Below are 22,898 nucleotides of genomic sequence, written 5' to 3' on the forward strand. Positions count from 1 at the left end.
GCCACAGACGGCCGCGCCTCAGCTGTTGAAGCGATACCCCATGCCCCGCACGGTGGCGATGGTCTGGGAGCCGAACTTCTTCCGCAGATAGCCGACGTAGACGTCGACGACGTTGGAGCCGGGGTCGAAGTCGAGGCCCCACACGTGGTCGAGGAGCTGCTCACGGGAGAGCACGTTGCCGGCGTTGAGCATGAAGGTCTCGGCGAGGGTGAACTCGCGGGCCGACAGGTCGACCGAACGGCCGTCGACGGTGGCGCGGCGGGTGCGCAGGTCGAGGTGGACGCCGCCGACGTCCAGGGACTCGCGCGCCGTCGTCTGCTCCGGCGAACTGTGCTGGCGCAGCCGGAGGCGGACCCGAGCGAGGAGCTCGGCGAACCGGAAGGGCTTGGGCATGTAGTCGTCGGCACCGCCCTCGAGCGCGGAGACGGTGTCGGAGACCGAGTCACGGGCGGTGAGCACGATCACCGGCACCGAGGAGCCCTGGGCACGAAGGTGCTCGAGCACGTCGAATCCATCGAGGCCGGGCAGCCCGATGTCGAGGATCACCAGGTCGTGCTCGCCGCTCATCGCCTCGTCGAGGCCCCGGTGACCGTCGGCCGCGATCGTGGTGACGTGGCCTTCGGATCGCAGGCCCTTGGCCACGAACGAGGCGATGCGCTCCTCGTCCTCCACGATGAGAATGCGGGCCATCAGAACGACTCCTGTCGCGTGGGGGAGGTCGGGAACGGGATCGAGAAGCAGAAGCGCGCCCCGTCGTGGTAGGCGTCATCGAGCCAGGCGGTGCCCCCGTGCGCGCGGGCGATGCCGGTGACGATCGCGAGGCCGAGCCCGAATCCGTCGGTCGTGGTGTCGTGGCCCCGGCCGAAGCGTTCGAAGATCCGCTCGCGGTCGGCGGCGTCGACACCCGACCCGGTGTCGCGCACCCAGAACAGCACGTTCCCGTCGTCGACGGCGGACCCGAGCGCCACCGTGTCGCCGGGGCCGGTGTGCTTGACGGCGTTGTGAGCCATCTGCAGCAGCGCCTGGGTGATCCGGTCGGAATCGGCGTCGATGGTGACTGCGGCCGCCTCGTCGACTGACCAGTCCCGGTCGGCCAGCCCCGTGGCCTTCGCGAGGGTCGACTCGGTGAGCGCGGCGACGTCGACCGGCTCGTGGTGGAGGAAGCCGGGCCGCTCGGTTTTCGCGAGCAGGATGAGGTCGTCGACCAGGCGGCGCATCCGGTCGATCTCGTCGAGCAGCAGGTCGCGGGTCTCGGCGACCTCGACGGGGTTGTCCGCGTCGAGCAGCTCGAGGTGGCCCTGGAGGATCGTCAGCGGCGTCCGGAGCTCGTGTCCGGCGTCGTCGAGCAGCTGGCGCTGGCCGGTGAACGCCGCGTCGAGGCGGTCGAGCATGCCGTTGAACGTGCGGGTGAGCGCGGTGACGTCGTCGTTCCCGGTGAGCGGCAGCCGGCGCGAGAGGTCGGTCTCGGTGATCTCGTCGGCCGCCTGCCGCATGGTGCGCAGCGGCGCGAGCAGGCGCCCGGCCTGCCAGAACGCGATCGCGACGATCAGCGCCAGGGAGAGTGCACCGACGATCGCGTAGGTGCGCATCGTGTTCCGGATCTCGCTGCGGTCCTCCTCCAAGAAGATCACCACGAGCAGTGCGCCGCCCTGGTTCCCGATCCGCACCGGCTGGGAGGCGATGAGCACCTCGCCCCTGTCGGTGTCGATGCGGGTGGAACCCGACTTCTCGACCAGCGGTGCCGCCGCGGCGAGGAACCTGGCGTCGGAGACCAGCGGATCGTCGGGGAAGTAGAGCTTCGGCTCGCCGTCGAGCCAGCCGACGAGCAGCTCATCGTCGTCGGGCACGTTGCGTTCGAGGAAGGTCGTCAACAACGGCCGCACGGTGGCGAACGGGGCGCGGGTGGCGGGGTCGATGCCGTCGTCGGCGAGCGCCTGGAACTCCGCGAACTCCTGGTCGACCTCGTCGGCGGTCTGCTCGTTGAGGCGCTCGTGCTCGATCACGTAGACGAGCAGGCCGGCGCCCGCGAGGCCGAGGGTGACCAGGAGCGCGACCGCAGCGGTGATCCGGACGCGAACCGATGCGCCAGGACGACCCTGTCGGTCCTCACCGATCGCCGTCCTGGCGCTCGCGCGCGGCTCGGCGGTTCTCAGTCGTCGTCCTCCGAGTCGTCATCGTCGTCGTCACCGTCATCGTCGCTGCTGCCATTGTCGTGGCCGCTGCCGTTGTCGTCGCCGTTGTCATCGCCCGCGCGGCGGTCGTCCCCGCGCTCTTGCGGGCGAGGCGTGATGACCGTGGCGTCGTCGTCGGGGGTGCGGGCAGGTCGGCTGGGCGGTGTCGTCGGCTCCTCGCCCGGGCCGCTGGACGGCGCTCGGCCGCGGGTCTCGCCGGAGTCGGTGATGACGATCGTGTCGCGCGGCTTGGGCTCGATGCCGCGGGAGGAGACCAGCGAGCCCGCGAGGTAGCCGCCTAGCGGCAGCACCACCAGCAGGGCGACGACGACCTTCCACAGCGGCTTCATGGTGGGATGATCCTCCCGCATCGTGGCGCCTGGGTGAGAGACGGATGAGAGCTCTCTCATCCGCTCCCCACGCCGTCGCGGTCCGCGGTCGGTCAGTCGATCTCGATGCTCTCGGTGTACGGCAGGAACAGGGTCTCGCGCTCGGTGACGGCGGCGGCCACCTTCGTCCAGGCGGGCGCGTCGGCGACGTCGTAGAGCACCGCCAGCTCGTCGGTGAGCCGCTTTGCCTGCGCGGCGTCGAGGGCTCCGTCGCGCTCGAAGCCGAGCCAGGAGGCCCCGATTGCGAAGAGACGGAAGCCGTACCGGTCGGCGAGGTGCGAGGCGACGGCATGGTTCTCGAAGGTGTCCCAGTCGCCCGGGAAGTAGCCGTTGGCGAGTCCGGCGATCGCATCCGCGGGCGTTCCGGCGGGAACCAGGAGGACCTGCACCTCGTGGTCGACCACCAGGCCCGGGTCGAGGTTGACCCGCGCGATCGCGTCGACCTCCTCCGGGTCGGTGGGCCGGCTGCCGGCGAGATCGGCCCAGCTCGACGCGTGAGCAGGGGAGTGGAGCTGGTCCACGATGTGCTCGACGACCGCGAGCTCGTAGGCGCGGGCCTGCTCGGCGTCCTCGTCGTCGAAGTCCGCGAGGTCGGGTGCGTCGTCGGCATAGGCGGGGTCGAGACGTTCGTCCTCGAGCGCGTGCTCGTGGGTGTAGGCGGCCTGCCCGATCGAGTCGAGGGTGCACAGCACCTGGACGCCGGGGTGGGCGGCCCGCTCCGCGCGGACCAGCTCGACCAGCTCCTCCGCGCGCTCGACCCCGGTCAGCCGCAGCCAGGTGAGGGCGCTGAGCGCATCGGGATCGACGACGGTCGCGTCCAGCTCGGTGCGTTCCATGGACCCACCATGGCATGTCGTCCCGGCCGCGAGACGCGCGCAACCTCGGTGCGACGTCGGCTCACTACAGTGAGTCGGTCAGCCACGCACTCCCAGGAGGCCTGAACCGATGTTCGTTCCACTGACTGTCCGTGACTTCATCGATCGTGCCGAGCAGGTCTACGGCGAGCGGGTGGGCGTCGTCGACGAGCCCATGCAGCCGGCGCCGTCGCTGGGCGAGATCAGCTACGCCGAGATGGCCGACCTCGCCCGCCGTCAGGCGGCCAAGCTCGACGAGCTCGGGATCGGGGTGGGGGAGCGGGTCGCGGTGATCAGCCACAACAGCGCCCGGCTGCTCACCTCGTTCTTCGGCGTCGCCGGCTCGGGGCGGGTCCTGGTGCCGGTCAACTTCCGGCTGCGCCCCGACGAGGTCTCCTACATCATCGAGCACTCCGGGGCGCGGGTCGTCTACATCGACCCCGAGCTCGACGAGGCGCTGGCCGACATCACCGCTGAGCACCGTTTCGTGCTGGGCGACGACGCCGACCTGTACGGCCCCGGCGACGTCGAGCCGCAGCCCTGGGAGCCCGACGAGGGCGCGACCGCGTGCATCAACTACACCTCCGGCACGACCGCGCGGCCCAAGGGCGTGCAGATCACCCACCGCAACATCTGGATCAACGCCGTCACCTTCGCGATGCACGCCGGCGTCACCGACCGCGACGTCTACCTCCACACCCTGCCGATGTTCCACGCCAACGGCTGGGGGATGCCCTTCGCGATGACCGGTCTCGGGGTCAAGCAGGTGGTCATCCGCAAGATCGACGGCGCCGAGATCCTGCGCCGGGTCCGCGACGAGGGGGTCACGGTCATGTGCGCCGCCCCGGCCGTCGCCTCCGCCGTGCTGGAGGCGGCCCAGAGCTGGGAGGGGGAGATCCCCGGGCGCGACAAGGTGCGCATCATCATGGCCGGCGCCCCACCGCCGACCAAGACCGTCGCGCGGGTGGAGTCCGAGCTGGGTTGGGAGTTCATCCAGATCTACGGCCTCACCGAGACCTCGCCGCTGCTGACGATCAACCGGGCCCGCCAGGAATGGGACGACCTCCCGGCCGAGGAGCGCGCGGCCCTGCTCACCCGCGCCGGCGCCCCCGCGCTCGGCGTGCGGCTCAGCGTCAGCGAGCCCGGCGGTGACGGCCCTTCGGGCGAGCTGCTCGCGCGCTCCAACGTCGTCCTCGAGGGCTACTGGCAGCAGCCGGAGGAGACCGAGGTCGCCCTGGCCGGCGGCTGGTTCCACACCGGCGACGGCGCGGTGATCGGCGAGGACGGCTATGTGACCATCCAGGACCGCAAGAAGGACGTGATCATCACCGGCGGTGAGAACGTCTCCTCCATCGAGGTCGAGGACGTGCTCTTCTCCCACCCGGCGGTCGCCGAGGTCGCGGTGATCGGCGTCCCGAGCGAGAAGTGGGGGGAGACGATCAAGGCGCTGGTCGTGCTCTCCGAGGGCGCGGAGGCGACCGAGGCCGAGCTGATCGCCTGGTGCAAGGACAAGGCCGCCGGCTACAAGGCCCCGACGTCGATCGAGTTCCGTGACGAGCTCGCCCGGACGGCTACCGGCAAGCTGCAGAAGTTCAAGCTGCGCGCGCCGTACTGGGAGGGCCTCGACCGCCAGGTCAACTGAGGAACACCGGTCCTCTAGCCTGGCCGCGTGGCCACGCTCAAGGAGATCGTCGACCTCGTCCACGGGTGGTACCCACCCCGCACCGCGGAGTCCTGGGACGCCGTCGGGCTGGTGTGGGGAGACCCCGAGCATCAGGTCTCCAAGGTGATGTTCGCCGTCGACGTGACCCCGGAGGTGGCCGCCGAGGCTGCGGCGTGGGACGCCGACCTGTTGATCGCACATCACCCGCTGTTCCTCAAGCCGGTCCACGGATTCGCCGCGACGACGCCCAAGGGCCGCTCGCTCTCCACGCTCGTCAAGACCGGCTGCGCACTCCTGACGGCGCACACGAACGCCGACCAAGCGCTCGGCGGGGTGTCGGAGGCGATGGCGACCGCGCTCGGCCTGGCCGACCAGGAGCCGATCATCCCGACCCCGGCCGAGCCGCTGGACAAGCTCACCGTCGCGGTGCCCGCAGACGCCGCGGCGATCGTGCGGGCCGCGCTCGCCGAGGCCGGAGCGGGGAGCATCGGGGACTACGACTTCGCCTCCTTCACCTCCACCGGCCAGGGTCGCTTCCGTCCGCTGGCCGGCGCGGAGCCGACGATCGGCACGATCGGCACGATCGAGGAGGTGGAGGAGTCCCGGATCGAGGTGGTGCTGCCGCGGACGCGGCGGCGCGACGTCGTCACAGCGCTGAAGGCGGCCCACCCGTACGAGGAGCCGGCCTACGACGTCGTCGAGCTGGCCGACGCCGAGGTCGCGCCCGGCGGGACCGGGCGGATCGGCACCATCACCCCGGTCACGCTCGAGGAGTTCGGCGCGCAGGTCGCCGCAGCCCTCCCCGAGACCTACCACGGCGTGCGGGTGGGTGGTGATCCCACGCGCCGGATCCGCCGAGTCGCGCTGTGTGGCGGCGCGGGAGACTTCCTGCTCGATCGGGTGCTGCACACCGACGCCGACGTCTATGTGACCAGCGACCTGCGCCATCACCCGGCCGCGGAGTTCTTGGAGAAGGACGGCCCCGCGCTCGTCGACGTCGCGCACTGGGCCGCCGAGTGGACCTGGCTGCCGGTGGTCGCCGAGCGGCTCCGGGACGCGGTCGGGTCCGGCCTCGACACCCGGGTCAGCACGCTGGTCACCGATCCGTGGACAATGCGACTGTGAGCCCGATGACCAGCAACCGCCAGCACAGCGGCGACGCGATCGAGACGACGTCGTGAAGGCCGACCCGCAGGACCAGCTGCGGCTGCTCGAGGTCCAGGCGCTCGACTCGCGTGCCGATCAGCTCCGTCACCGTCGGGGCAACCTGCCCGAGCTCGCCGAGATGGCCACGCTGTCGTCGAGTCGTGGGCTCGACGAGGACCGGCGTCGTGACCAGCAGATCGTCGTCGACGACCTTGCCGCCGCCCAGAAGAAGGCCGACCAGGACGTCGAGACGGTCAAGGCGCGCCGCACCCGCGACCGCGACCGCATGGACCAGGGGCTCATCACCAACCCCAAGGACCTCGAGCGCATGCAGCACGAGCTGGAGTCGCTCGAACGCCGCATCGGCACCCTCGAGGACGAGGAGCTGGAGATCATGGAGCAGCTGGAGGGGGCGCAGGCCACGCTCGACGAGATGACCCAGCGGGTCGCCGCGAGCGACGAACGGCTCGCCGAGCTCGCCGAGGTGCGCGACCGGGTGCAGGCCGAGATCGATGCCGAGCTCGCCGAGGTCGCCGCCCAGCGCGGCCCCGCCGCCGAGGGACTCCCCGACGATCTCGTGGCTCTGTACGAGCGGCTGCGCGCGTCCAAGGGCGGGGTCGGGGCCGCGGCGCTGACCCAGCGGCGCTGTACCGGCTGCCAGCTCGGGATCGACAACGCCGAGCTCGCGGTCATCCGCGGCAGCGCCGAGGACCAGGTGATCCGCTGCGAGGAGTGTCAGCGGATCCTGGTGCGCACCCCCGAGTCCGGGCTCTAGCCCGTGGCGGCGGATGCGGCCGAGCCGGCGCCGCGACGGGTCGTCATCGAGGCCGACGGCGGCTCGCGCGGCAACCCCGGACCGGCCGGCTACGGCGCGGTGCTGAAGGACGCCGACACCGGTGCGATCCTCGGAGAGGACGCCGCCACGATCGGGCGCGCCACCAACAACGTCGCCGAGTACTCCGGACTCATCGCGGGCCTGCGCCTGGCCGCCGACCTCGCACCCGGTGCCCAGGTCACGGTCCGGATGGACTCCAAGCTCGTGATCGAGCAGATGTCGGGCACCTGGCGGGTCAAGCACCCCGACATGCGGCCGCTGCACAGCGAGGCGAGTCGGCTCGCTCCACCCGGTACGACGTACTCCTGGGTCCCGCGAGCCGAGAACGCCCACGCCGATCGGCTCGCCAACGAGGCCCTCGACGGGACCCGATCGGGGGTGTCCGTTGGCGCGGCGGCTGCTGCGGCCGATGACGACGATCCGCACTCGCTCATCGAGGAGCTCCAGGAGGACGGCGCTCCCGCCGCTCCGGCGCGTGGCTGGGGCCATCGGCACGGCTCCGCCACGACGCTGGTCGTCGTGCGACACGGCGTCACCAAGCACACCGCCGCCAAGCGCTTCAGCGGCGGTCTGGGCGGCGACAACCCGCCCCTGAGCGAGGAGGGCCGCGTCCAGATCCGGCAGACCGGCGAGTGGCTGGCGCCGCTGGTCGGCAAGGTCGAGGCGATCGTCGCCTCTCCCGTGCGACGCACCCGCGAGTCGGCCGACATCCTCGCGGGGATCTTCGACCTGCCGGTCGCCGAGGAGCCCGGGATCGCCGAGATGGAGTTCGGCGCCTGGGACGGCCTGACCTTCGAGGAGGTGCGCGACCGCTTCCCCGACGACCTCGACGCGTGGCTCGGCTCGCTCGACATCGAGGCGGGCGGCGGGGACTCGTTCCGCGAGGTGCAGGTGCGGGTCCTGGCGGCCCTGCACCGGCTGCGCACCCAGTACGCCGGTCGTACGGTGCTCGTGGTGAGCCACGTGACGCCGATCAAGACCCTGGTCGCGCACGCGCTCGACGCGCCGCTGGAGGCGGTCTTCCGGATGGAGCTCTCGCCGGCGTCGGTCACCGTGCTCTCGTGGTTCGACGACGACCGCTCCTCGATGCGGCTCTACAACGGGCTCCCACCGGAGCGCACGCCGTTCGCGTCCGGCGTGTGGTGAGCGCGGCGCCTCGATGCTGAGCCGCCGGCACGTGGCGGCCCTGGTCGACCTGGCCGGGGACCGCGTGCGGATCGCCCCGGTCGACGTCGACTGGCCCAGCCATCGCGACCTGGTCGCGGCCGCCGGCGACCCCGGGGCGGTGCTCGTCGCGCCGCCGCTGCGGGAGGACGACGGCACCGTCGTCGACGTCCTGCGGTGGTCCGGCGTCGAGACAGCCGGTGACCGGTGGCAGCGGCTCGACGACGAGGTCGACCTCCCCGCCCCGGCGCGCAGGACATTGCTCGACCGGGTCGCTGAGCTGCGCGGCAGCGCACCCGACGACGGCCGGCAGCAATGGTTCATGCCGGGATGGTTCGACGGGGTGCGGGCCTGGGTCGACCGCGAGCTGGCCGCGCGCGGCGACGTCCGGCTCGACGACGGCGAGATCGGTCAGATGTGGAGCCTGTCGGTCGTGGTCAGGTTCGGCGTCCGCTCACCCGACGGCGCCGACGGCGTTGTGCGAGACGTCTGGTTCAAGGCCACGTGCACCGGATTCGCCGCCGAGCCGGTGCTGACCGCGTGGGTGGCCGGGCTCGCCGCGTCGCGGGTTCCGACGATCCTCGCGCTCGACGCCGATCGCGCGTGGATGCTGCTGGAGGCGTTCTCGGAGGACGCGGAGCCGTCGGCCGACAGCGTCGGGACGCTCGCGGCGGAGCTGGCGCGTCTTCAGCTCGCCTCTCGGCATCGGATCGACGCCCTGCTGGCCGCCGGCGCCCCGGAGCGTGGGGAGGAGGCGACCGTCGTCGGCCTGCGGGAGCTGATCCGGTCGGGCGTCGAGCGCGACACGATGACCGAAGCCCAGCGGGTGGCTGCGGCCGACGCCGAACCGTGGATGGCCGCCAAGGTCGCCGAGCTCCACGGGCTGGGCCTGCCGCTCACCCTGGTCCACGGCGACCTGCACCTGGGCAACGCCACGCATCACTCGGACGGGCCGGTGATCTTCGACTGGACCGACGCCTGCGTGGCCCACCCGTATCTCGACGCCAGACACCTGGCCCGCAGCGTGGCCCAGCAGCTGGACGCCGACGCCGCCGAGACGGTCCGCGAGGCCTACCTGGAACCGTGGCGGGAGGCCTATCCCGCCGTCGATCACGACCGGGCGTGGGAGCTCACCGACACCGCCGAGCGGGTCTTCACCCTGCTCTCCTACGAAGACATCTACCGGGCGCAGCCGGAGTGGGCACGATGGGAGCTCGCCACGGTCACCGTCGACCTGCTCGACAAGCTGGTGGACCAGCGGGAGCGGGAGCTCACACCTCGGTGACCACGACGTCGAGCTGGGTGCCCTTCGGGCCGGGCTCGCCGACCTCGACGGTCCACCCGAGCTCACCGAGGATGGCGGCGAGCTTCTCCGGAGTGAGCGGTGCTCTGCCGTCCTCCAGGAGGGCGCGGACGATGCGGCCCTTGGTGGCCTTGTTGAAGTGGCTGACCACCGAGCGGCGTCCGTCGACCTCGTGCAGCACTCGCACGGTGGCCACGCGGCGCGCCAGCTCGGCCGGCGGGCGCCAGAAGGCGGCGTACATGCCCGAGCGGAGGTCGACCAGCAGCCCGGTGCCCACGGCGTCGACGAGGGCCGGTCCGAGCGACTCGCGCCAGAATCCGCTGATCATGCCGAGACCCGGGAGCTTCACGTCGCCGGAGAGCCGGTAGGAGGGGATCCGGTCTCCGGGGCGCACCATCCCGAACAGGCTCGAGATCACCGCGAGACGGCTCGTGGCGCGCCGCTTGGCCGCAGAGGAGAGGGTGGTGAGCTCCAGCGCGTCGTAGAGCACGCCGGTGTAGATCGCGTCCGCCCGCGCCGTGGGCGAGCTGGTGAGCTCCGCGTTCAACTCCAGCAGGTCCAGTCGCGTCGCGGGGATGCCGAGCGTCGCTGCCGCCCCATCGGCGTCCCCCGAGCACAGCTCGACCAGCGCGGCCAGCACCTCGCTGCGGGCGTCGGTGAGCGAAGGCGAGGAAAGCCGCGCGAGGTCGAGGGGCTTGCCCCGCTTGGGGATCGCCTTCCCCTCGCTCGGAGGCAGCAGGATCAGCACCGGGCCAGGCTAGACGGCCGGCGCTCCGGCCTCCTACTAGGGTTCTGGGCATGCCGAGCAGCCGCGTGGTCCACGTCCGCACCGACGACACCGCCGTGGTCGACACCCTTCGCCGCGGGATCGAGCAGATCCAGAAGGAGCTCGAGGTGACCCCGGAGTTCCCGGCCGAGGTGGAGGCCGCGGCGGCCCGGGCTGCGGCGGCACCGCGCCTGCCGGAGCTCGACCGCACCGAGATCCCGTTCATCACCATCGACCCCGACTCCTCCCGCGATCTCGACCAGGCGCTCCACATCGAGCGCGGCACGTCCCGGGGGTCCGAGGGATTCACCGTCCACTACGCGATCGCCGACCTCGCGGCCTTCATCACCCCGGGCGACCCGATCGACGTCGAGTCCCATCGCCGCGGGCAGACGCTCTACGGGGCCGACTCCAAGATCCCGCTGCACCCGCCCGCGATCAGCGAGGACGCCGGTTCGTTGCTGCCCGACCAGGTGCGCCCCGCTCTGCTGTGGACCATCGAGGTCGACGACACCGGCGAGGGCGTCGCGGTGGAGGTGGTGCGCGCGCGGGTCCGGTCGGTGGCGAAGCTGTCCTACGACCAGGCGCAGGCGGCGATCGACAGCGGCTCCGACGTGCCCGGCGGCGACACCCTGCGGCTGCTCAAGGAGGTGGGCGAGCTGCGCCTGGCCCGCGATGCCAGGAATGGCGCGGTCGCCCTCCCGCTGCCCGAGCAGGAGATCGACATCAGCGACGACGGCACCTGGCGCCTGGAGTTCCGCTCGATGCTGCCGGTGGAGGAGTGGAACGCCCAGATCTCGCTGCTGACCGGCTTCGCCGCGGCGTCGTTGATGGTCGCGGGGAAGGTCGGACTGCTGCGGACCATGCCGCCACCCGACCCGCGCGACGTCAAGCGGCTGCGCCGCACCGCGCGTGCCCTGGGCGTCTCCTGGCCTCCAGAGCTCGACTACCCGGAGTTCATCCGCTCCCTCGACGCCGCCGATCCCGCGCACGCCGCCGTCATCGTCGCCAGTGCTCGTCTGCTGCGTGGCAGCGGGTACGTCGCCTTCGACGGCGATCTGCCCGAGGAGCGCGAGCAGTCGGCCCTCGCCTCGGAGTACGCCCACGTCACCGCGCCGCTGCGACGGCTCGCCGACCGCTACGCCGGCGAGGTCTGTGTGGCGCTGTGCGCCGGGGAGCCGGTCCCGTCGTGGGTGCTCGAGGCGCTGCCGGAGCTTCCGGCGCAGATGCAGTCCTCGGGCCAGAAGGCCGGCGCCTACGAGCGCGCGGTCATCGACCTCGTCGAGGCCGGGCTGTTCCAGAGGCGGGTGGGAGAGGAGTTCGACGGCGTCGTCGTCTCGGTCGAGGAGAAGGACGACCGCCGCGGGAAGGTCAGCGTCGGCGAGATCGGCGTCGAGGCCCCGATCGAGGGCACCGCGCCGCTTCCTCTGGGCGACGACATCCGGGTGCGTCTCGACTCGGTCGATGTGGGCAAGCGCCAGGTCCGCTTCGTTCCCGCCTGATCGCGATCGGCCGGACCCCGCGGTCAGATCGAGCGGACGATCCGGGCCGGATTGCCGACCGCGAGCACGCGCGCGGGAAGGTCGCTGACCACGACGGCGCCGGCGCCCACCACCGTGTCGGCGCCGATGCTCACGCCGGGGCACACGATGACGCCGCCGCCGAGCCAGACGTTATCGCCGATCGTGATCGGGGCGGCGGCCTCCCACTTGTCCCGGCGCAGGTCCGCGTCGAGGGGGTGGGTCGGCGTCAGCAGTTGGACGTTGGGCCCGATCTGGACGTCGTGGCCGATGGTGATCGCGGCGACGTCGAGGGCGACGAGGCCGCAGTTGACGAAGCACCGGTCGCCGAAGGTCAGTTGGGTGCCGTAGTCGACGCGCAGGGGCGGCCGGATGGTCGTGTCGGTGCCGATCGCACCGAGCAGCCGTTCCAGAAGCATCCGCCGCAGCGGCTCCTGACGGGAGGTCGTGGCATTGAAGGCGTCGGCGAGGTCGCGGCCGGCGTGCCCCGCGGTGACAAGCTCCGGATCGCTGTCGAGGTAGAGGTCGCCGGCGAGCATGCGCTCGCGCATCGTGCGATCGTCGGAGTCGTCGGGGGGATCGAGGCTGGCCACGACCTCAGCCTAGGCTGACCACCATGCCCTGCCCCGTGGAGCCGCCCACCTTCGTCGTCGCGGCGGTCTGCCTGCGCGACGCGGCAGGGCGGATCCTGACGGTCCGCAAGAAGGGCACCGCGGCGTTCATGCTGCCCGGCGGCAAGATCGAGCCGGGGGAGACCCCCGCCGAGGCCGGTGCCCGCGAGGTCGCCGAGGAGGTCGGCCTCGTACTCGGACCGCTCGCTCCACTGGGGCGTTTCGTCGCCGACGCCGCCAACGAGCCCGGACATCTGGTCGACTCCACCGTCTTCACCGCCGAGCCGACCGGCGAGCCGGTCGCCGCCGCCGAGATCGCCGAGCTGCGCTGGGTCGATCCCGACGACGAGGCCATCTGGCCGCCTCTCGCCCCGCTGCTGCGCGATCACGTGCTGGTGGCCCTGGCCGAAGCCGACAGTGCCTCGTGACCCAGCCGGACCCCTGGGCGCCGGCGTCGATGCCGGACCAGCCACCCCCGGGGCTCGCGCGCTCCCGGGTGATCGAGGTGGCCGACGCCGTGCTCACGCCGCTGGCGCGTGGGCCCGTGGGTGATCCCGGTGACGGGCCACGCAAGTGGATGACCGGCGCCGTACACGATCGGCGCGGCACCGTCGTGCCGGAGTCACAGCGTGCGTGGCACGGCGACCCGATGAGCCCTGCGGCCACCGACCCCGACCGTGTACCTGTCCCTGAGGACGCCCCTCGACTGGCCGGCACCTGGCTGTACGGCGGCCACTGGATGTCGCACTTCGGGCACTTCCTGGTCGAGGTCCTGCCGGGATTGTGGCCCGAGCCGCGCGAGGTCGGCCCGCTCGCGGGCATCGTCGCGCACCGCAGCTACCGGGGTAGTGGTGGCTCGGTCACGCCCCAAGGCGAGCGCCGCTCTCGGATCGGCCGACCGATCGACTTCCAGCCGTGGCAGGCCGACCTGCTGCGGCTCGCCGGCTACGGCGACCTACCGGTGCACCTCGTCCGCGCCCGCACCGGGCGGGTCGATCGGCTGCTGGTCCCGACCCGGCCGGTGCTGCTCAAGAGCTGGGCGCTCCCAGCCGCCGCTGACCTGTGGCGCCGGGTCTCCGACGCCGTCGGGGAGCGTGGCGACGCGGGAAGGATCTATCTCTCGCGCAGCCGGTGGCATGCCGAGGAGTCACTGCACGGACGCCACCAGCGTGGCGAGGCTGAGCGGGACCGCCGACTGGACGAGCTGTTCGCCGCGGCCGGCTTCGAGGTGGCCCATCCCGAGCTGCTGCCGATCGCCGAGCAGATCGCCCTGGTGCGAGGCGCCGACGTAGTGGCCGGGCCCTCCGGGTCGGCGCTTCACCTGGCGGCCTTCGCCGATCCGGGGACTCGGGTCCTGGAGATCGGCGATGCCCGCACGCAGGGGGCGCCGATGCCGACACAGCGGACGATCGACGCCGCGTGCGGTCACCGCACGGCGTTCGTGCCGAGTACGGCACTCGACGAGATCGAGTCGGTGCTCGCGACCCTGTGAGTGAGGGTCAGGGTGCGACGCTGAGGCCGAGCAGGCTGCCGACCAGGTAGGTGACGCCTGCGGCCAGGGCACCGTAGAAGAGCTGGCGCGTGGCGGCGTACCACCAGCGGGTGCCGCTGAAGAGAGAGGCGATGGCCCCCGCGGCGAACAGCCCGACTCCGCCCACGGCCAGGCCCGCGAAGAGCGAGGAGAAGCCGAGCAGATAGGGAATCAGCGGGATGGCGGCGCCGACCGAGAACATGAGGAACGACCAGACCGCCGCGGTCATCGGGCTCGGCTTCTCGGTCGGGTCGAGCCCGAGCTCGTGGCTGATGTGGACCCGCACCGCCTGGTCATGGTTGCGGTGCACCTCCCGAGCGGCGCCGGCGGCCGTCTTGGCAGTCATGCCCATGCCCTCGAACATGTGGGCCAGCTCGGCCATCTCGCCCTTGGGGTTCTCGCGGATCTCGCGACTCTCGACGCTGACCTCCTGGTCGATCGCCTCGTTCTGGGTGGAGACCGAGGCGTACTCGCCCAGCGCCATCGAGCAGGCTCCGGCGACCAGGCCGGCGGCGCCCGCGGTGAGGACGACCTTCGCGTCCACGCCGGCTGCGCCGATTCCCGCGACGAGAGCGACGTTGGTGACAAGCCCGTCCATCGCTCCGAACGTCGCTGCGCGGAGCCAGCCGCCCGACACGTCGGCGTGGGTGTGACCGACCTCGTCGGTACCCATGGTGGCGACGTCGGAACCGCGGTCATGGCTGTGATCGAGGGTGCTCATGGCCCCCATGGAAGCCGCGAATCCCCAACCCTGCAAGGAAGGAAGGGCTGCGTTAGTAAGGGGTGCCTGAGGAGCTGGGATGCCGTCTTGGGATGATGCTCGCAGTTTCGTTGGGGGGAGACGATGTCGAGATTGCGCAGGCTGCTCGGGGTCCTCGCGCTGGTTGTGTTCGCCGTCGAGGTGCTGCTCTTCCTGAGTGGCGTGGTCCACTTCGGAACTGCGGTCGGCGTGGTGCTGGCCGTAGAGATGAGCATCGCTCTCATCGTCGTCGTCGACATCGCAAGAGTCGTCCGCGCAACCCGCACGTCGCACGGCGCGGAGGCCGAGCTGCCGGTCGTCCTCGACGACGCGCTGGGGCAGTTCCTCCCGGCGCCGGTCGCGAGATACGTCAGGAAGGAGCTGATGCTGATGCGTGCGATCGGAATGCTTCTCACCGGTCGCCGCGACCTCCGAGAAGGGGAGGTGCCGCTCGCCTACGGCGGTCCGCTCGTGATCCTGCTGGCGCTGGTGGGGGTCCTCGATGGGCTTGCGGCGTTCTTGCTGCACCTGCTCCTGCCCGACAGCGTGCGCATGGTCGCCCTGGTGCTCGGCATCCTCGGCTTCGTCTGGCTGGTGGGGTTCCTCGCCTCACTCATCTGCTACCCCCATGTCGTGGGCCACGGACGCCTCCGACTGCGGTTCAGCGTCTTCCACGACGTGACGCTCCCCCTGAACGCCGTGAGTGAGGTGCGCCGCTACCCATCGGAACCGCCCTCGAACGACGCCGCGCGGGTCATCGACGGCGAGCTCGTCATGGCGGTGAGCGGTCAGGCGAATCTCGCACTCGCCCTCGCCGATGCGACGCAGCCGGTCTCGTCGAGTCCGAGGTTGCGGCGGGACGGTCCGATCACCGGCGTGGTCTGCTACGTCGATGATCCGGCCGCAGCCCGGCGGGTCCTGTCGACGTCGACGTAGGTTGGTGTCATGGCGACCTGGCTTCTGGAGCGTGAGGTGTTCCCCGACGGGCACGCCGCTCTGGCCGGTGCGGTGGAGGCCGCCGGGGGCACGGTGGTCGCGTGGTCCGACGAGTGGTGGCTGACCGAGCGGTGGCCGCGTCTTGCGGATGGCGTGGTCGTGTTCCACGGCTCCTTGGGGAATGCCGACCGGATCGTGCGCGAGCGACCGTGGACGCCGGGTGCCTTCTGCGCCACCGACCGGTTCGCCTGCTCTGCGTGGTGGCCGGTTCGCCCTGACCTGCTAGGCGTACCGGCATACGACCTGACGACCGTGGGGGAGTTGGTGCGAGCCGGTCCGCCGGAGTCCTTCGGCGACCGGGTCTTCGTGCGTCCGGACAGTCCGCTGAAGCCGTTCAGCGGCCGCGTCCTGGCCCGGGACGCCGTCACCCTCGCCGCGCTCGACCACGGCTTCTACTACGACGACCTCGACCTTGCCGTGCTGGTGACCCCGACGGTCGAGATCGGCCCCGAGTGGCGGTTCGTCATCGCGCAGGGCGAGGTCGTGGCGGGAAGCGGCTACCAGCCCGACGGCCGGCAGGCGGGGGAGACCCTCGACCCCACGCACGAGGCCTGGAGGTTCGCCGCGGACGTCGCGCCGTCATACACACCCGAGGCGATCTACGTCCTCGATGTGTGCGAGACCCCTGACGGGCTACGGGTTCTGGAGCTCAACCCGTTCAGCGGCGCCGACCTCTACGCCTGCGACCGCGCGGCCGTGGTCGCGGCGGTGCACCGCGTGACGGCAGGCTGAGTGGACGAACGAGCTGCCGCCGTCGGGGCCGCTCACCGACCGACGTCGTCGGGGCCGGCTTGTGCGCGCTTGATGCGTAAGCCGTTGGCCGCGTACCCCATCGCGAGAAGCACCGCGAAGATCGTGAGCGGCAGGGAGCGAGCATCGAAGGAGCCCCGCGTGGCATCGATGATCTCGAAGACGAGATAGATCAGAGCGAAGACGCCGAAGCCTGCGGCGGATACGAGCCAGTAGGTTCGATCCCTCCCGGCGTCGGGGTGCCGGTAGCGCACCACGAGTCGCCAGATGAGCCACGCCCAGAAGCCGATCCACACGACGGCGGCGATCTGACGGGTCGGTTCCCCGCTCACCATGCCGATCACCGCTCGCGGGAGCAGCCCGACCAGGAACCCCCCGACCATCAGGATGATCACCGGGCGCTTGGGCGACCTCGTGGTCGATGTGCCCATGGCGCGCTCGTCGGTGGTCATCTGAGCACCCTGTCAGGTGCTCGGCCCTTCGTCTGGCGAACACCGCGACCCACCTGGGATCGCCTCATCGAGAGCCCGTTCTGGCTCACGGCCCTCGGCGTCCTCGGTGTGCCGTGGTGCGTGGCACTCGTCGCGATCGGAGTTCTGTTCCTCCTCAAGGAGGGCCCCGGACTGCCCCTGATCTGGCTGGGCCTGCTGGGACTCGTGCCGTGGATCGTCATAGCGATGCGTTCGCCGGCCGAGTAGCGCCTGCGGAGTAGCCCGGCGAGCCAACTACGGCGCGGCGCCCTCCGAGGGCCGAGGTCGGGCGGGGTCAGAGGCGAGCGGACCGGCCTGTAGGCCCGACACTGTCGGGGGCCACCAAGCGCAGGTCAGCAAGCTAAGCGTGTGTACATCTGCGCAGGTCAGAGACCAACTCTCGCGCTGCGCGGGGGCTCGTGGCTGCTCAGGCGTGCACACCCGCTGAGCGGCGGGTTCCAGTCACACAGCAGTCACCGGGCTGGACTTTCCTCGGAGCCATCACAGCGTTCTGCTCCCGGAACGCTCCACGCTCGCTTAGATGGTGCGGTGGTTTCAATCGCCGTCCTCCGTCCGGGACCGAAGTACAGGGCACCTGAGATTCGCTTTGCTCAGCGATACCTTCGTGGTGCGCACAACAGCGTCAGCGGGCTCTTCAAGGCGCACGCAACGATTTCTGAGGTCCGCCGGGATGGGAACGCTGCTCGGACGGGCCGCATGAAAGAAGACGAAGTCGACGTGCTCCGAGCGGCCATCGTCTTCACGTCCAGCGGCCTTGACGCGAGCATGACCCGTTTGGTCAAGGACGCTGGGCGCTATCTGATCCCGATCGAGGGCACCGCGGCCAGGGCTCAATACGAAGCCTTCATCAAAGCCGAACTTCGGGGCGATTCTGTCGACGTCGAGTTGCAGAAGGCCATCGTCAACGCTGACCCTGCGGAGGCCATTCTGAAGCACTATCTGAGCGTCCGGACGAAGGCGTCGTTTCAGGGCAGCGGGGACCTCAAGAGGCGAGTCCGCAACGTACTGGGCATACCTAGCGCGAAGGTGTCTGACGCGAAGTTGGAGTCGCTCGACAAGTTTTTCATCGCAAGGAACAGCATCTCGCACAGCATGGACTACGACGACTTGGACGCTGTGGACTCACGACGGCGCATCCACAGAGGCCCGGAGGAGGTCGTCGGGTTCTGCAACAACGCGTTCGATCTGGCTGTCGACTTCATCCACGCGGCAGGAGACCTCATCAAGGCGCACCGCTAGTCCTCCGTCGGCTGTCACTCGGTCCAGCGGGCTAGTTGCGAACGGGCCGGCCTGTAGGCCGGGTTCTGTCCTCGCCGCCTTGCGGGGCGAGGGGCGACCATCCATCTACGACCGCCGTTGCCGACGGCCTCCAGCGATCTACCCGCGCACTCGGGCGAGCAGCCCTCGAGCGTGCGCTGTCTGATCTTGCTCCGGGCGGGGTTTGCCTAGCCACGCCGGTCACCCGGCGCGCTGGTGGGCTCTTACTCCACCGTTTCACCCTTGCCTCCCTCTCTGTGAGCGGGAGGCGGTCTGTTCTCTGTGGCACTGTCCCGCGGGTTGCCCCGGGTGGGTGTTACCCACCGCCCTGCTCTGCGGAGCCCGGACCTTCCTCGGGGACCCGGATCTCTCCTGGTCCACGCGGTCGCCCGGCCGGCCCGTTCGCCCGAGAAGGATAGCGCCTGCACGGCGCACCACGCGCGAGCGCGGACCCCGTGGCCACCGTGTAGTTTCAGCGCATGGCCGATGAATACGACACCCGTGAGTACTGGTACTGCCTCACCCACAACCGGGTCGAGGGACGCGACGGTTGCCCCAACAAGGACCGCCTCGGACCCTTCGCCACCGAGGCAGAGGCGGCTCGCGCCGTCGAGACCGCCCACGAGCGCACCGAGGCGTGGGACAACGACCCCAAGTGGAACGACGACGCCGAAGAGGACTGAACCTGGATCCTCCTCTCCTGAGCTCGTGACTCACGAGGAGTCCGGCCCGAGGCCCCCCATCGCGTGGAAGCAGCGCCGCACCGATGGGTGAGTACCTACTGCACCTCGCGCTCGTCCTCGCGTGGGTGCCGTTGTCCCTGGCGATCCGCTTCGCCGGCCTGAAACTCGGCTTTGCGATCGCGCGACGCTACGGAGACTCATCCCGCGGAGCCACGGCGGTCGCGGCGGGCGAGGCGGTCAACACCGGCTCGTTCATCCTGGCCGCCGCGCTGCCACTCCTCGGCCTGCCGACGGCTTTGGTCGTGGGAATCATGCGGCTCGCCGACTCCGAACAGGCATCGGGGCTCGGCCTGCTGTCGGGTGTCGCGATCTCGCTGCCCCTGGCGGTGCTATTCCTGTTCGTCGGCGTCTTCACATTCGATCAGACGCCCAGGGACGCGGCTCCGCGCCTCGCGGAGGATGCGATCGTGCCCTCGAAGCCGCCGGGCACCGCACGCCAGGCGCCTGCGTCCCGCACCCTGCCCGACGTGGTGTCCTCGGCCGAGCCTGGTACGACGCCGACCCGCCTGGCCTGGGTCTCCAGGTCACAGGTGCACAACATCGAAGGGTGGGTCGTGTACGCAGCGATCCTGATCGACGACGACCAGGTCGATCACCTGCGCGCCGAGGCGCGGCGGATGGTCGACGAGTCACGCACCAGTGCGGCCCGAAACCTTGGCTTCGAGCTGACCTTCGACCTGCTCGGCCTGGTGAAGCGGTCGACGGCTACGGGCCTGGTCGCCTACGCCCGACTGTCCGCGGACTCCACACCGGAGACGACGCGCCGAGCCGACCTCACGGTCCAGCGCGCCGTGCACTAGGCACTGAGCCGCCAGCCGGTGTCGAGCGTCTCCGGCCTGCAGGTTCCCGGACTGCCTGCACACCCCTCGGCAGACGGCGCACCGCCGGACCCGCTCGACGAGCTACCGGCCGCGGTGGCCTCGCGCTATCACGCCGTCCTCGCCTTCGACAGTCGCCGCGACCCGGCCTTGGAGGCGAGGCTGCGGTTGATCGAGGTGTGATCGACAGCGGGCGAAGTCATGGCGGTTGACTCGACGCCGTCAGCGGGGCCGCACGACCAGGACCCGGTCCATGCCGCAGCAGTTGTCGGTAGTGACCAGCAGGCTGCCGTTGGCGAGCTGGACGGGGGTGCGCAGGCGGCCGAACCGGTGATGGAGGGCGGCCGGGCGGGTGACCCGCGGGTTGCGCCCCGAGGCGTCGAAGCGGATGAACAGGAGCATCTCGTTCTTCAGGGCGCCGACGGCGAGGGCGCCGTCGAGCCGGCCCCAGCGGTCGCCGTCGACGAAGGTTCCGCCCGAGGTGGCGACGGTCGAGCGACCCGAGCGCCAGCGGGCGTTGATCTGGTCGCCCGGCAGGTCCTGATCGGTCATCGGGACCGACTCGTTGTAGCCGGGCACGGGATTCCAGCCGTAGTCCCCGCCGGGCACCAGCAGGTTGACCTCGTCGTCGCGGTAGGAGCCCTGCTCGACCGACCACATGCTGCCGTCGCGTCGCTGAGCCAGGCCTTGCACGTTGCGGTGCCCGTAGGTGTGGACGTAGCGCTGCATGGCGTCGGCAGCGTCGATGAAGGGGTTGTCGGGCCACGGCCGGCCGGTGAACCGGTCGAGCCGGAGCGTCTTGCCGCCGAGCGAGGTGAGGTCGCGCGGGTTGGTCCCGACGGCGGCGTCACCGGTGCCGACGTACATCGAGCCGTCGTCGGCGATCAGCAGCCGGCAGCCGCCGTGACGGCCCGAGACTGTGGGGAGGCCGGTGAGCAGCGGCTTGATCAGGCGCGCGCGGGTCTCGGCCCGGTTGAGGCGCCACGCGTTGACGCGGATGTCCTTGCCGTGCGGCTTGCGCCAGCCGCTGCAGGTGTAGAAACGGCGGTTGGTGGCGAAGTCGGGGTCGATCTCCAGGCCCATCAGACCGGTCTCGCCCGAGGTCCAGACCTTGCGCGCGGGGAACCTGACCTTCCGCTGGACGCCCTTCTTCGGGCTCAGGGTGAGCCGCGCCGGGTCGCGCTCGGTCACCAGCAGGGAGCCGCTGGGCAGCTGCTTGACGTCCCACGGATGGCTCAGACCGCGCAGCCGCGTGCGCACCCGCAACGCGGGCATCGCGGCAGCTGTCGTCGTGGACTCGATCTGCGGCACACGGACGCCGGGGTCGACGCCGGCCCCGGACGGGGCGGCCGTCACCAGCCCGGCGAGGAGTGTGAGAAGCGCGAGCAGGGCGGGAGCCACACGGACCGGTCGCATGGGATCACGGTAGACCCACCGAGAGCCTGTCTGGGGCGATCACGATGCGCGAGTCCTGGTCGCGTGGCCCCCGACTCCTCCCGGTGGCTCACGGCTTGCTGGCGCGCCTGACGAAGTCGGCCAGATCCTTGCTCTGCTTGAGGCGCGAGGGCTCGTGGACGTACATCATGTGCCCCGCCTCGTAGTAGGCGTGCTCGATGTTGGCGCGCAGCTCGTCCGGGATCTGGAGATGGGCGATCACGTCCTCGGCGGCGAAGTGCGGGGTGGCGCCGTCGAAGTAGCCGTAGGCCACGTGGACCTGCAGGTGCGGGTTGGTGCGCATCGCGCGCTCCAGCTGCGGGCTGACGTCGATCGGCCGGCCCTCGAAGTCCTTGAACGACCACGGGTGCACCCGCGAGCTGATCTGCTCGTAGGGCAGGTCGTTGCGGTAGTCGAGCTCGTGGCGCACGTAGTGGTTGAACGCCGTGGAGTAGGGACCGGCGATCGCGTCCATCGACGGGTCGGCGTCCATGCTCTCGGCGATCGCCGAGGCGGCGGGTCCGGTGAACCGGCCGTCGAGCCGGCCGGTGGTGAGCCGTCGGTCGCGTAGCAGCTCGCCGAAGAAGCGCCAGTGCTCGATGCGCAGGTCGGCGCGATCGACGTACTCCTCGGTGAGTCCGGTGAGGGAGGCGAGCTTGCGAACGGCGGCGGCGCGCTCCTTGGCGCTGAGCCGGTCACCGCGCGAGAGCACGTACGGGTACTCGGCCGAGGCGTACTGCTCGGCCGCCGCGACCGCCTTCTTCAGCGACGTCCGGCCCAACCGGCCGTGGTACTGGGCGATCGCCGCGTACGTCGGCAGGTACAGCGCGTGGGCGCGATCGTTGCGCTGGTTCTCGAAGTCGACCGAGGACAGGTCGAGCACGCTGGAGATGAGCATCAACCCGTTGACGTACATGCCGTAGCGCGACTGGAGCCGCTCGACCAGGGCGGCGGCGCGCAGCGTGCCGTAGGACTCACCGAGCACGAACTTCGGCGACAGCCACCGTTGGTTGCGCGAGGTCCACACCCGGATCAGCTCGGCGATCGAGTCGATGTCGCCCTGGTAGCTGTGGAAGGGCTCGGGCTTGGTGCCCTTCAGGGCCCGGGAGTATCCGGTGGAGACCGGGTCGATGAACACCAGGTCGCTCACCGCGAGCAACGACTCGTGATTGTCGGTGAGCGCGTACGGCGGGGGGAGCAGGGCGCCGGCGTCGCCCATCACCACCCGACGCGGCCCGAGCAGGCCCAGGTGCAACCAGACGCTGCTGCTGCCGGGGCCGCCGTTGAAGGCGAAGGTGACCGGTCGATCCGCTCCGGCGTCGTCGGCGACGTAGCTAGTGATGGAGATCTCAGCCTTGGGCTGGTAGCCCACGAAGACGCCGTCCTCGTAGACCTCCTCGCGCAGCACGACACGTCCGGTGGTCGCCGTGTAGCGCAGCTCGCGACGCCCGATCCGCAGCGTGTGCTGGGTTCTGACGAGATCGTCGATCGGCTCGGGGGCGCTCGTCGGTCCGGTCTCGGGCTTCGCCGTGCCGGGCCGGGCGGAGGCCTCCGCGGACGGTTCGGTGTCGGATCCGGCAGGGGCGGGGGTCCGCGGGACGGACTCGGCTGGTGTTTGCTCGGGCACCCAGTCACCCTAGAGGTCCAGCGGGGGACCGGGACCGAGCGACGCGTTACCAGGCATCGTGCAGACTTCGGGCCACCGACCTCTCGGGCA

General features: G+C 70.9%; 24 protein-coding genes and 1 other RNA gene. 14 read left to right on the plus strand and 11 right to left on the minus strand.

The window, feature by feature from the left end; translation table 11 throughout:
- Positions 1-18: 18 nt before the first annotated feature.
- The 4 genes from WMR31_RS07045 to WMR31_RS07060 all read right to left on the minus strand — a co-directional run bounded on the left by WMR31_RS07045 (position 19) and on the right by WMR31_RS07060 (position 3,396).
- Positions 19-690, minus strand: coding sequence for a response regulator transcription factor (locus WMR31_RS07045; RefSeq protein ID WP_340538075.1), 672 nt, complete (start codon positions 688-690; stop codon positions 19-21).
- The gene (locus WMR31_RS07050) at positions 690-2,003 is read right to left on the minus strand and encodes a sensor histidine kinase (RefSeq protein ID WP_340538076.1); all 1,314 of its coding nucleotides are present in this window, start codon (positions 2,001-2,003) and stop codon (positions 690-692) included. The genes WMR31_RS07045 and WMR31_RS07050 overlap by 1 nt, the downstream gene beginning before the upstream one ends.
- Before the next feature lie 146 nt (positions 2,004-2,149).
- Positions 2,150-2,521 carry a hypothetical protein gene (locus WMR31_RS07055; protein ID WP_340538077.1) on the minus strand — a complete coding sequence of 124 codons (372 nt, stop codon included), beginning with the start codon at positions 2,519-2,521 and terminating at the stop codon, positions 2,150-2,152.
- Between the two features lie 92 nt (positions 2,522-2,613).
- Positions 2,614-3,396: a hypothetical protein gene (locus tag WMR31_RS07060; RefSeq protein WP_340538078.1), complete on the minus strand. Its 783-nt coding sequence runs from the start codon at positions 3,394-3,396 to the stop codon at positions 2,614-2,616.
- A gap of 109 nt (positions 3,397-3,505) precedes the next feature.
- On the opposite strand from WMR31_RS07060, the gene WMR31_RS07065 reads away from it, so the two are divergent.
- Genes WMR31_RS07065 through WMR31_RS07085 form a run of 5 tightly spaced genes read left to right on the plus strand, consistent with a single transcriptional unit; the run spans position 3,506 to position 9,507 of the window.
- Positions 3,506-5,056 (plus strand): AMP-binding protein, encoded by a 1,551-nt coding sequence (locus WMR31_RS07065; RefSeq protein ID WP_340538079.1) that lies wholly within the window; start codon positions 3,506-3,508, stop codon positions 5,054-5,056.
- A 27-nt stretch (positions 5,057-5,083) separates the two neighbouring features.
- Positions 5,084-6,202, plus strand: a complete 1,119-nt coding sequence (locus tag WMR31_RS07070; RefSeq protein WP_340538080.1) for a Nif3-like dinuclear metal center hexameric protein — start codon at positions 5,084-5,086, stop codon at positions 6,200-6,202.
- Positions 6,203-6,254: 52 nt separating this feature from the next.
- Positions 6,255-6,998 (plus strand): zinc ribbon domain-containing protein, encoded by a 744-nt coding sequence (locus tag WMR31_RS07075; protein WP_340538081.1) that lies wholly within the window; start codon positions 6,255-6,257, stop codon positions 6,996-6,998.
- Positions 6,999-7,001: 3 nt separating this feature from the next.
- Positions 7,002-8,204 (plus strand): bifunctional RNase H/acid phosphatase, encoded by a 1,203-nt coding sequence (locus WMR31_RS07080; protein ID WP_340538082.1) that lies wholly within the window; start codon positions 7,002-7,004, stop codon positions 8,202-8,204.
- Between the two features lie 13 nt (positions 8,205-8,217).
- Positions 8,218-9,507: a phosphotransferase family protein gene (locus WMR31_RS07085; RefSeq protein WP_340538083.1), complete on the plus strand. Its 1,290-nt coding sequence runs from the start codon at positions 8,218-8,220 to the stop codon at positions 9,505-9,507.
- Here WMR31_RS07085 and yaaA read toward each other — a convergent pair.
- On the minus strand, positions 9,494-10,273 hold the full coding sequence (yaaA, locus tag WMR31_RS07090) for a peroxide stress protein YaaA (protein WP_340538084.1): 780 nt from the start codon (positions 10,271-10,273) through the stop codon (positions 9,494-9,496). The genes WMR31_RS07085 and yaaA overlap by 14 nt on opposite strands.
- A 50-nt stretch (positions 10,274-10,323) precedes the next feature.
- Here yaaA and WMR31_RS07095 point away from each other — a divergent pair, with 50 nt between their 5' ends.
- Entirely contained in the window at positions 10,324-11,793 is a 1,470-nt protein-coding gene (locus tag WMR31_RS07095; protein WP_340538085.1) for an RNB domain-containing ribonuclease, read from the plus strand.
- 23 nt (positions 11,794-11,816) lie between these two features.
- Here the strand turns inward: WMR31_RS07095 and WMR31_RS07100 are convergent, their stop codons facing one another.
- The gene (locus WMR31_RS07100) at positions 11,817-12,404 is read right to left on the minus strand and encodes a sugar O-acetyltransferase (RefSeq protein WP_340538086.1); all 588 of its coding nucleotides are present in this window, start codon (positions 12,402-12,404) and stop codon (positions 11,817-11,819) included.
- 23 nt (positions 12,405-12,427) lie between these two features.
- On the opposite strand from WMR31_RS07100, the gene WMR31_RS07105 reads away from it, so the two are divergent.
- Both WMR31_RS07105 and WMR31_RS07110 read left to right on the plus strand, forming a co-directional pair.
- Positions 12,428-12,850, plus strand: coding sequence for an NUDIX hydrolase (locus tag WMR31_RS07105; protein WP_340538087.1), 423 nt, complete (start codon positions 12,428-12,430; stop codon positions 12,848-12,850).
- Positions 12,847-13,914 carry a glycosyltransferase family 61 protein gene (locus tag WMR31_RS07110; RefSeq protein ID WP_340538088.1) on the plus strand — a complete coding sequence of 356 codons (1,068 nt, stop codon included), beginning with the start codon at positions 12,847-12,849 and terminating at the stop codon, positions 13,912-13,914. The genes WMR31_RS07105 and WMR31_RS07110 overlap by 4 nt, the downstream gene beginning before the upstream one ends.
- Positions 13,915-13,921: 7 nt before the next feature.
- On the opposite strand, the gene WMR31_RS07115 is transcribed toward WMR31_RS07110, so the two are convergent.
- Complete coding sequence (locus WMR31_RS07115; protein WP_340538089.1) at positions 13,922-14,674, minus strand: VIT1/CCC1 transporter family protein; 753 nt, start codon at positions 14,672-14,674, stop codon at positions 13,922-13,924.
- A 123-nt stretch (positions 14,675-14,797) separates the two neighbouring features.
- Here WMR31_RS07115 and WMR31_RS07120 point away from each other — a divergent pair, with 123 nt between their 5' ends.
- Both WMR31_RS07120 and WMR31_RS07125 read left to right on the plus strand, forming a co-directional pair.
- On the plus strand, positions 14,798-15,628 hold the full coding sequence (locus WMR31_RS07120; protein ID WP_340538090.1) for a hypothetical protein: 831 nt from the start codon (positions 14,798-14,800) through the stop codon (positions 15,626-15,628).
- Between the two features lie 9 nt (positions 15,629-15,637).
- Complete coding sequence (locus WMR31_RS07125; protein ID WP_340538091.1) at positions 15,638-16,420, plus strand: ATP-grasp domain-containing protein; 783 nt, start codon at positions 15,638-15,640, stop codon at positions 16,418-16,420.
- A 32-nt stretch (positions 16,421-16,452) separates the two neighbouring features.
- On the opposite strand, the gene WMR31_RS07130 is transcribed toward WMR31_RS07125, so the two are convergent.
- Entirely contained in the window at positions 16,453-16,890 is a 438-nt protein-coding gene (locus tag WMR31_RS07130; protein WP_340538092.1) for a hypothetical protein, read from the minus strand.
- A 735-nt stretch (positions 16,891-17,625) separates the two neighbouring features.
- On the opposite strand from WMR31_RS07130, the gene WMR31_RS07135 reads away from it, so the two are divergent.
- Positions 17,626-18,168 carry a hypothetical protein gene (locus WMR31_RS07135; RefSeq protein WP_340538093.1) on the plus strand — a complete coding sequence of 181 codons (543 nt, stop codon included), beginning with the start codon at positions 17,626-17,628 and terminating at the stop codon, positions 18,166-18,168.
- A gap of 38 nt (positions 18,169-18,206) precedes the next feature.
- Here the strand turns inward: WMR31_RS07135 and rnpB are convergent.
- Positions 18,207-18,587: RNase P RNA component class A (gene rnpB / locus WMR31_RS07140), an RNA gene on the minus strand.
- Positions 18,588-18,665: 78 nt separating this feature from the next.
- Here rnpB and WMR31_RS07145 point away from each other — a divergent pair.
- The 3 genes from WMR31_RS07145 (at position 18,666) to WMR31_RS07155 (ending at position 19,930) form a co-directional block, all read left to right on the plus strand.
- Positions 18,666-18,869: a hypothetical protein gene (locus WMR31_RS07145; protein ID WP_340538094.1), complete on the plus strand. Its 204-nt coding sequence runs from the start codon at positions 18,666-18,668 to the stop codon at positions 18,867-18,869.
- An 83-nt stretch (positions 18,870-18,952) separates the two neighbouring features.
- On the plus strand, positions 18,953-19,729 hold the full coding sequence (locus WMR31_RS07150) for a hypothetical protein (RefSeq protein ID WP_340538095.1): 777 nt from the start codon (positions 18,953-18,955) through the stop codon (positions 19,727-19,729).
- 18 nt (positions 19,730-19,747) lie between these two features.
- The gene (locus WMR31_RS07155) at positions 19,748-19,930 is read left to right on the plus strand and encodes a hypothetical protein (protein ID WP_340538096.1); all 183 of its coding nucleotides are present in this window, start codon (positions 19,748-19,750) and stop codon (positions 19,928-19,930) included.
- A gap of 39 nt (positions 19,931-19,969) precedes the next feature.
- On the opposite strand, the gene WMR31_RS07160 is transcribed toward WMR31_RS07155, so the two are convergent.
- Entirely contained in the window at positions 19,970-21,163 is a 1,194-nt protein-coding gene (locus WMR31_RS07160; RefSeq protein ID WP_340538097.1) for a PQQ-dependent sugar dehydrogenase, read from the minus strand.
- A gap of 88 nt (positions 21,164-21,251) precedes the next feature.
- Positions 21,252-22,808 (minus strand): S10 family peptidase, encoded by a 1,557-nt coding sequence (locus WMR31_RS07165; protein WP_340538098.1) that lies wholly within the window; start codon positions 22,806-22,808, stop codon positions 21,252-21,254.
- Between the last annotated feature and the right edge of the window lie 90 nt (positions 22,809-22,898).

This window comes from Nocardioides epinepheli (assembly GCF_037936805.1).
In the GTDB taxonomy this organism is placed as follows: Bacteria; Actinomycetota; Actinomycetes; order Propionibacteriales; family Nocardioidaceae; genus Nocardioides.

Bases quoted from the DNA above. Each gene is read 5' to 3' on its own strand.
- WMR31_RS07120 (WP_340538090.1), top strand. From the start codon at position 14,798: ATGTCGAGATTGCGCAGGCTGCTCGGGGTCCTCGCGCTGGTTGTGTTC.
- WMR31_RS07145 (WP_340538094.1), top strand. From the start codon at position 18,666: ATGGCCGATGAATACGACACCCGTGAGTACTGGTACTGCCTCACCCAC.
- WMR31_RS07065 (WP_340538079.1), top strand. From the start codon at position 3,506: ATGTTCGTTCCACTGACTGTCCGTGACTTCATCGATCGTGCCGAGCAG.
- WMR31_RS07045 (WP_340538075.1), bottom strand. From the start codon at position 690: ATGGCCCGCATTCTCATCGTGGAGGACGAGGAGCGCATCGCCTCGTTC.
- WMR31_RS07095 (WP_340538085.1), top strand. From the start codon at position 10,324: ATGCCGAGCAGCCGCGTGGTCCACGTCCGCACCGACGACACCGCCGTG.
- WMR31_RS07055 (WP_340538077.1), bottom strand. From the start codon at position 2,521: ATGAAGCCGCTGTGGAAGGTCGTCGTCGCCCTGCTGGTGGTGCTGCCG.
- WMR31_RS07060 (WP_340538078.1), bottom strand. From the start codon at position 3,396: ATGGAACGCACCGAGCTGGACGCGACCGTCGTCGATCCCGATGCGCTC.
- WMR31_RS07125 (WP_340538091.1), top strand. From the start codon at position 15,638: ATGGCGACCTGGCTTCTGGAGCGTGAGGTGTTCCCCGACGGGCACGCC.
- WMR31_RS07150 (WP_340538095.1), top strand. From the start codon at position 18,953: ATGGGTGAGTACCTACTGCACCTCGCGCTCGTCCTCGCGTGGGTGCCG.
- WMR31_RS07135 (WP_340538093.1), top strand. From the start codon at position 17,626: ATGAAAGAAGACGAAGTCGACGTGCTCCGAGCGGCCATCGTCTTCACG.
- WMR31_RS07115 (WP_340538089.1), bottom strand. From the start codon at position 14,674: ATGAGCACCCTCGATCACAGCCATGACCGCGGTTCCGACGTCGCCACC.
- WMR31_RS07160 (WP_340538097.1), bottom strand. From the start codon at position 21,163: ATGCGACCGGTCCGTGTGGCTCCCGCCCTGCTCGCGCTTCTCACACTC.
- WMR31_RS07085 (WP_340538083.1), top strand. From the start codon at position 8,218: ATGCTGAGCCGCCGGCACGTGGCGGCCCTGGTCGACCTGGCCGGGGAC.
- WMR31_RS07105 (WP_340538087.1), top strand. From the start codon at position 12,428: ATGCCCTGCCCCGTGGAGCCGCCCACCTTCGTCGTCGCGGCGGTCTGC.
- WMR31_RS07130 (WP_340538092.1), bottom strand. From the start codon at position 16,890: ATGACCACCGACGAGCGCGCCATGGGCACATCGACCACGAGGTCGCCC.